5 protein-coding genes are annotated in these 5,611 nt (G+C 74.2%); all 5 read left to right on the top strand.

Features of this window, described 5'->3' with window-relative positions:
• The first annotated feature begins 72 nt into the window (after positions 1-72).
• Positions 73-1,398, top strand: a complete 1,326-nt coding sequence (locus tag A9O63_RS02770; RefSeq protein WP_069330560.1) for a cobyrinate a,c-diamide synthase — start codon at positions 73-75, stop codon at positions 1,396-1,398.
• Positions 1,399-1,552: 154 nt separating this feature from the next.
• Complete coding sequence (locus A9O63_RS02765) at positions 1,553-2,713, top strand: acetyl-CoA C-acyltransferase (RefSeq protein WP_069330559.1); 1,161 nt, start codon at positions 1,553-1,555, stop codon at positions 2,711-2,713.
• Entirely contained in the window at positions 2,713-3,474 is a 762-nt protein-coding gene (locus tag A9O63_RS02760) for an SDR family NAD(P)-dependent oxidoreductase (protein WP_069330558.1), read from the top strand. The genes A9O63_RS02765 and A9O63_RS02760 overlap by 1 nt, the downstream gene beginning before the upstream one ends.
• Positions 3,471-4,604 (top strand): acyl-CoA dehydrogenase family protein, encoded by a 1,134-nt coding sequence (locus tag A9O63_RS02755; RefSeq protein WP_069330557.1) that lies wholly within the window; start codon positions 3,471-3,473, stop codon positions 4,602-4,604. Before A9O63_RS02760 ends, A9O63_RS02755 begins: the two co-directional genes overlap by 4 nt.
• Positions 4,541-5,611 (top strand): CaiB/BaiF CoA transferase family protein (locus tag A9O63_RS02750; protein WP_328585880.1); only part of this gene is annotated, 1,071 nt, incomplete at its 3' end. The genes A9O63_RS02755 and A9O63_RS02750, both read left to right, overlap by 64 nt.

The raw sequence follows: 5,611 nt of genomic DNA, 5'->3' as shown, positions 1-5,611 counted from the left end.
GCGGCCGGGCTGCCGGAGCGCCGCGCCTCGGGCCCCGGCGGACCCGGATCCGCCGCTACAGAGGAAGAGCCCATGTCGACCCTGTCCCTGCTGCCCCCGGGTCTCATGATCGCGGCGCCCGGTTCGGGATCGGGGAAGACCACGGTGACGCTGGGCCTCCTGCGCGCCTTCCGCGCGCGGGGCCTCGTCGTGCAGCCCTTCAAGAACGGGCCGGATTATATCGATCCGGCCTTTCACCGGGCGGCCGCCGGGCGGCCTTCGGTCAATCTCGACGGCTGGGCGATGCCGGAGGCGCTGCTCGCTTCGCTGGTGCGGGCGGCGGAGGGGGCGGATCTGGCCCTGGCCGAAGGGTCGATGGGCCTTTACGACGGCACTTCGGTGCCCGGGACGAGCGGGCGCGGCTCGGCCGCCGAGATCGCGCGGCGCTTCGGCTGGCCCGTGCTGCTCGTCCTCGACGTGAGCGGGCAGGCGCAGTCGGCGGCGGCGACCGCGCAGGGCTTCGCGCAGCATCCCGACGCGCCGGCGCTCGGCGGCGTGATCCTCAACAATGTGGCGAGCCCGCGCCACGAGGCCCTGATCCGGCGCGAGATGGAGCGGCTGGGGCTGCCCGTGCGGGGCGCCCTGCCGCGGCGGCGCGATCTGGCGCTGACCGAGCGGCATCTGGGGCTGGTGCAGGCGGGCGAGCATCCCGATCTGGAAGGGGCGATCGGGCAGTTCGCGGCTCTGCTGACGGAACATGCCGATCTCGACGCGATCCGTGCCGCCGCGGGCGAAACCCGGGCCGGCCCGCCGGGCGCCCTGCCCCGCCCGCCGGCGCAGCGCATCGCGCTCGCGTCGGATTCGGCCTTCTCCTTCGTCTATCCGCATCTGATCGCGGGGTGGCGGGCCGCGGGGGCCGAGATCCTGCCCTTCTCGCCGCTCGCCGACGAGGCGCCGCCCGAGGCCGATCTCGTCTGGCTGCCGGGCGGCTATCCCGAGCTGCATGCAGGCCGGCTCGCCGCGGCCGCGACCTTCCGCGCGGGGCTCCGCCGCCATGCCGCGACGCGGCCCGTCCATGGCGAATGCGGCGGCTACATGGTGCTGGGCGAGGCGCTGGTCGATGCCGCGGGAGAGCGCCATGCGATGGCCGGGCTTCTGGGCCTCGTCACGAGCTTCGAGCGGCGGCGGCTGCATCTGGGCTACCGCTCGGCGCGGCTTCTGGCACGGGCGCCCGGCCATGCGGCGGGCGCGCTCCTGCGGGGCCACGAGTTCCATTATTCCACCATCCTCGAGCAGCCCGATGCGCCGCTGGCGGAGGTGCGGGATGCGGAAGGGCGGGCCGTGGCCGAGACCGGATCGAGCCGGGGCCAGACGACGGGGAGTTTCTTCCACCTGATCTGCGCCGAAGCGGAGGCCTGAGCGGGCCCCGCGTCCGCGCCGTGACGCTCCGGCACGGTGCCGGCGGTCGCAGGAACCGTTACGGAACGTCACGGCGCGGCGCGGGACCTTTCCCCTTCCCCGGCGCGGGCCGGCCGGATTAGCCTCCGCCGGTCAGCAGGCAGGGGAGGGCTTCATGGCAGCGGAACCGATCGTGATCGCGGGGGCGGCGCGCACGCCGATGGGCGCCTTTCAGGGCGCGCTCAAGGGCCGGACGGGGGTGGAGCTCGGCTCGGCGGCGATCTCGGCGGCGCTCGCGCGGGCGGGCCTCGCCCCGGAGGCGGTCGAGGAGGTGGTGATGGGCTGCGTGCTGCCCGCGGGCCTCGGGCAGGCGCCGGCGCGGCAGGCGGCTCTGGGCGCGGGGCTGCCGCTCTCGGTGCCCTGCGCCACGCTGAACAAGGTCTGCGGCTCGGGGATGAAGGCCGCCATGGCCGCGCATGACACGATCCGGGCGGGCAGCGCGGGCATCGTCGTGGCGGGCGGCATGGAGAGCATGTCGAACGCGCCCTATCTGCTGGACAAGGCGCGCGGCGGCTACCGGATCGGTCACGGGCGCGTGCTGGACCACATGTTCCTCGACGGGCTCGAGGATGCCTACGACCGCGGCCGCGCCATGGGCACCTTCGCCGAGGACTGCGCCGAGGCCTATCAGTTCACCCGCGAGGCGCAGGATGCCTATGCGCTGGCCTCGCTGGCCCGGGCGCAGGCAGCCATTGCCGAGGGGCGCTTCGCTGCCGAGCTGGTGGCGGTGGACGGGGTGGCGGTGGACGAGGCCCCGGGCCGCGCCCGCCCCGAGAAGATCCCCCAGCTCAGGCCCGCCTTCCGCGAGGGCGGCACGGTGACGGCGGCCAACAGCTCCTCGATCTCGGACGGGGCGGCGGCGCTCGTGATCGCCTCGGCCGGCGCGGCCGAGAGGCACGGGCTGACCCCGCTCGCCGCGATCCGCGGCCATGCGAGCCATGCGCAGGCGCCGAACCTCTTCACCACGGCGCCGATCTTCGCCATCGGGAAGCTCCTCGAGCGGGTCGGCTGGCGCGCGGCCGAGGTCGATCTCTTCGAGATCAACGAGGCCTTCGCGGTGGTGGTCATGGCCGCGATGCGCGACCTCGACCTGCCCCACGACAAGGTGAATGTGAACGGCGGCGCCTGCGCGCTCGGCCATCCGATCGGCTGCTCGGGCGCGCGGATCGTGGTGACGCTGATCGAGGCGCTGCGGGCGCGGGGGTTGAAACGCGGCGTGGCCTCGCTCTGCATCGGCGGCGGCGAGGCGACGGCGCTGGCGGTGGAGCTCGTCTGATGGACCTTCGGGATCAGGCGGCGCTCGTCACGGGCGCGGGATCGGGACTGGGCGAGGCCACGGCGCGGGCGCTGGCGGCGGCGGGGGCGCGGGTGGCGCTCCTCGATTTCAACCTGCCCGCGGCCGAGGCGGTCGCGGCCGAGATCGGCGGGCTCGCCATAGGCTGCGACGTGGCCTCGGCCGAGAGCGCCGAGGCGGCGGTGGCGCGGGCCGCGGCCGAACAGGGGGTGGCGCGCATCCTCGTCAATTGCGCGGGGGTGGCGCCGGCAAAGAAGATGCTCGGGCGCGCGGGCGTCATGCCGCTCGAGGAGTTCCGCCGCACGGTCGAGGTGAACCTCGTGGGCAGCTTCAACCTCCTGCGGCTCTTCGCGGCGGGCGCGGCGGAACTCGCGCCGCTTGAGACCGGCGAGCGGGGGGGGGCGATCCACACCGCCTCGGTGGCGGCCTGGGAGGGGCAGATCGGCCAGACCGCCTATGCCGCCTCGAAGGGGGGCATCGTGGGGCTGACCCTGCCCGCCGCGCGCGAGCTGGCCCCGCTCGGCATCCGGGTCTGCGCCATCGCCCCCGGCATCTTCGAGACCGCGATGCTGAAGGGCCTGCCCGAGGCCGCGCAGGAGAGCCTCGGGCAGGCGGTGCCTTTCCCCTCGCGGCTCGGCCGGCCTGCCGAATTCGCATCCCTCGCGCTCCACATCCTGTCCAATCCGATGCTGAACGGCGAGACGATCCGGCTCGACGGCGCGCTGCGGATGGCACCGAAATGAGCGTTCCGACCGACGAGCAGCGCCTCGTGCAGGAGATGGCGCGCACCTTCGCCCGCGAGGTGCTGGCGCCCGGCGCCGCGGCCCGCGCGAAGGCCAAGGCCATCGAGCCGGCCGTGCTCGCGCAGATGGGCGAGCTCGGGTTCTTCGGCATGACGGTGCCCGAGGAGATGGGCGGCGTCGGCGCCGACTATGTGAGCTATGCGCTGGCGCTGATCGAGATCGCGGCGGGCGACGGCGCGGTCTCGACGGTGATGAGCGTGCATAACGCGCCCTTCAACGCGATCCTCCAGCGCTTCGCGAGCCCCGCGCAGCGCGAGACGGTGCTGCGGCCCGCGGCGCAGGGCGCCTTCATCGGCGCCTTCGCCCTGACCGAGGCCCATGCGGGCTCGGACGCCTCGGCGCTGCGCAGCCGGGCGCGGCGCGCGGGCGGCGATTATGTGATCGACGGCGAGAAGGTCTTCATCACCTCGGGGCGGCTTGCGGGCTGGGCGATCCTGTTCGCGCGGATGGAGGGGAGCACGGGCAAGGAGGGCATCACCTGCTTCCTCACCCCCACCGACGCGCCGGGCTACGAGGTGGTCAAGCTCGAGGAGAAGCTCGGGCAGGAGGCGTCCGACACCTGCGCGCTGCGCTTCGACAGCCTGCGGGTGCCCGAGGCGCTGCGGATCGGGGCCGAGGGCGAGGGCTACCGGATCGCGCTCTCCAGCCTCGAGACCGGGCGCATCGGCATCGCGGCCCAGTCGGTCGGCATGGCGCAGGCGGCGCTCGAGGCGGCGGTGGCCTATGCGCGCGAGCGGACCTCCTTCGGGCGGCCGCTGATCGAGCATCAGGCGGTGGGCTTCCGGCTCGCCGAGGCGAAGACGCGGCTCGAGGCGGCGCGGCAGATGGTGCTTCATGCGGCCCGGATGAAGGATGCGGGCCAGCCCTGTCTCACCGAGGCCGCGATGGCCAAGCTCTTCGCCTCGGAGGCGGCCGAGCGGATCGTCTCGGACGCGATCCAGACCTTCGGCGGCTACGGCTACAGCCGCGACTTTCCCGTGGAGCGGATCTATCGCGATGTCCGGGTGTGCCAGATATACGAGGGCACCTCGGACATCCAGAAGATGCTGATCCTGCGGGGCATGGCGTGAGCCGCGCCGCGGCCGGGCCGGAGGCTTCCGGAGAAGCCCCCGCCGGGCCGCTCGCAGGAGTGCGGATCGTCGAGATGGTTGGCCTCGGCCCCTGCCCCTTCGCCGCGATGATGCTCTCGGATGCGGGCGCCGAGGTGATCCGCATCCATCCGCTCGCGGCGCGCGCCGAGATCCCGCTGATGGACACGGAGTTCGACGTGCTGGCGCGCGGGCGGCGCTCCATCGCGATCGACCTCAAGCGGCCCGAGGGGGTGGCGCTGCTCCTCGATCTCGCGGAACAGGCGGACGGGCTGATGGAGGGCTTCCGGCCCGGCGTGATGGAGCGGCTGGGCCTCGGGCCCGAGGAGTGCCATGCGCGCAATCCGCGCCTCGTCTACGGGCGGATGACGGGCTGGGGTCAGGACGGGCCCTTGGCCGCGACGGCCGGGCACGATCTGACCTATATCGCGCTTTCCGGCGTTCTGGGCGCGCTGGGGCCCGCCGACCGGCCGCCGGCGGTGCCCCTGAACCTCATCGGCGATTTCGGCGGCGGCGGCATGATGCTGGCCTTCGGCATGGTGGCGGCCCTCCTGCAGGCGCGGGCGACCGGGCGCGGGCAGGTGGTCGACGCCGCCATGACCGAGGGTGCCTCCCTGCTTGCCGCGATGATCTGGGGCTTCCGGGCGGGCGGGGCCTGGCAGGACGGGCGGCAGGCGAACCTCCTCGACGGCGGGGCCTGGTTCTACGGCACCTACGAATGTTCGGACGGCCGCTTCCTCGCCGTGGCCCCCATCGAGGGCCGGTTCGCGCGGACCTTCCTCGAACGGCTGGGCCCCGGGGCCACCGAGCTGCGGCAGGGCCCGCCCGCCGACTGGCCCGCGCAGCGCGCGCGGCTGGCCCGGATCCTGCGGACCCGGCCGCGGGACGAATGGGTGGCTCTGTTCGAGGGAACCGACGCCTGCGTGGCGCCGGTGCTGGACTGGTCCGAGGCGCCGGACCATCCGCAGGCCCGCGCCCGCGAGAGCTTC

The organism is Cereibacter johrii (assembly GCF_001720585.1).
Taxonomy (GTDB): Bacteria; Pseudomonadota; Alphaproteobacteria; order Rhodobacterales; family Rhodobacteraceae; genus Cereibacter_A; species Cereibacter_A johrii.
The sequence above is the reverse complement of the archived record's forward strand: the minus strand, read 5'-3'. Positions and strand labels throughout refer to the sequence as shown.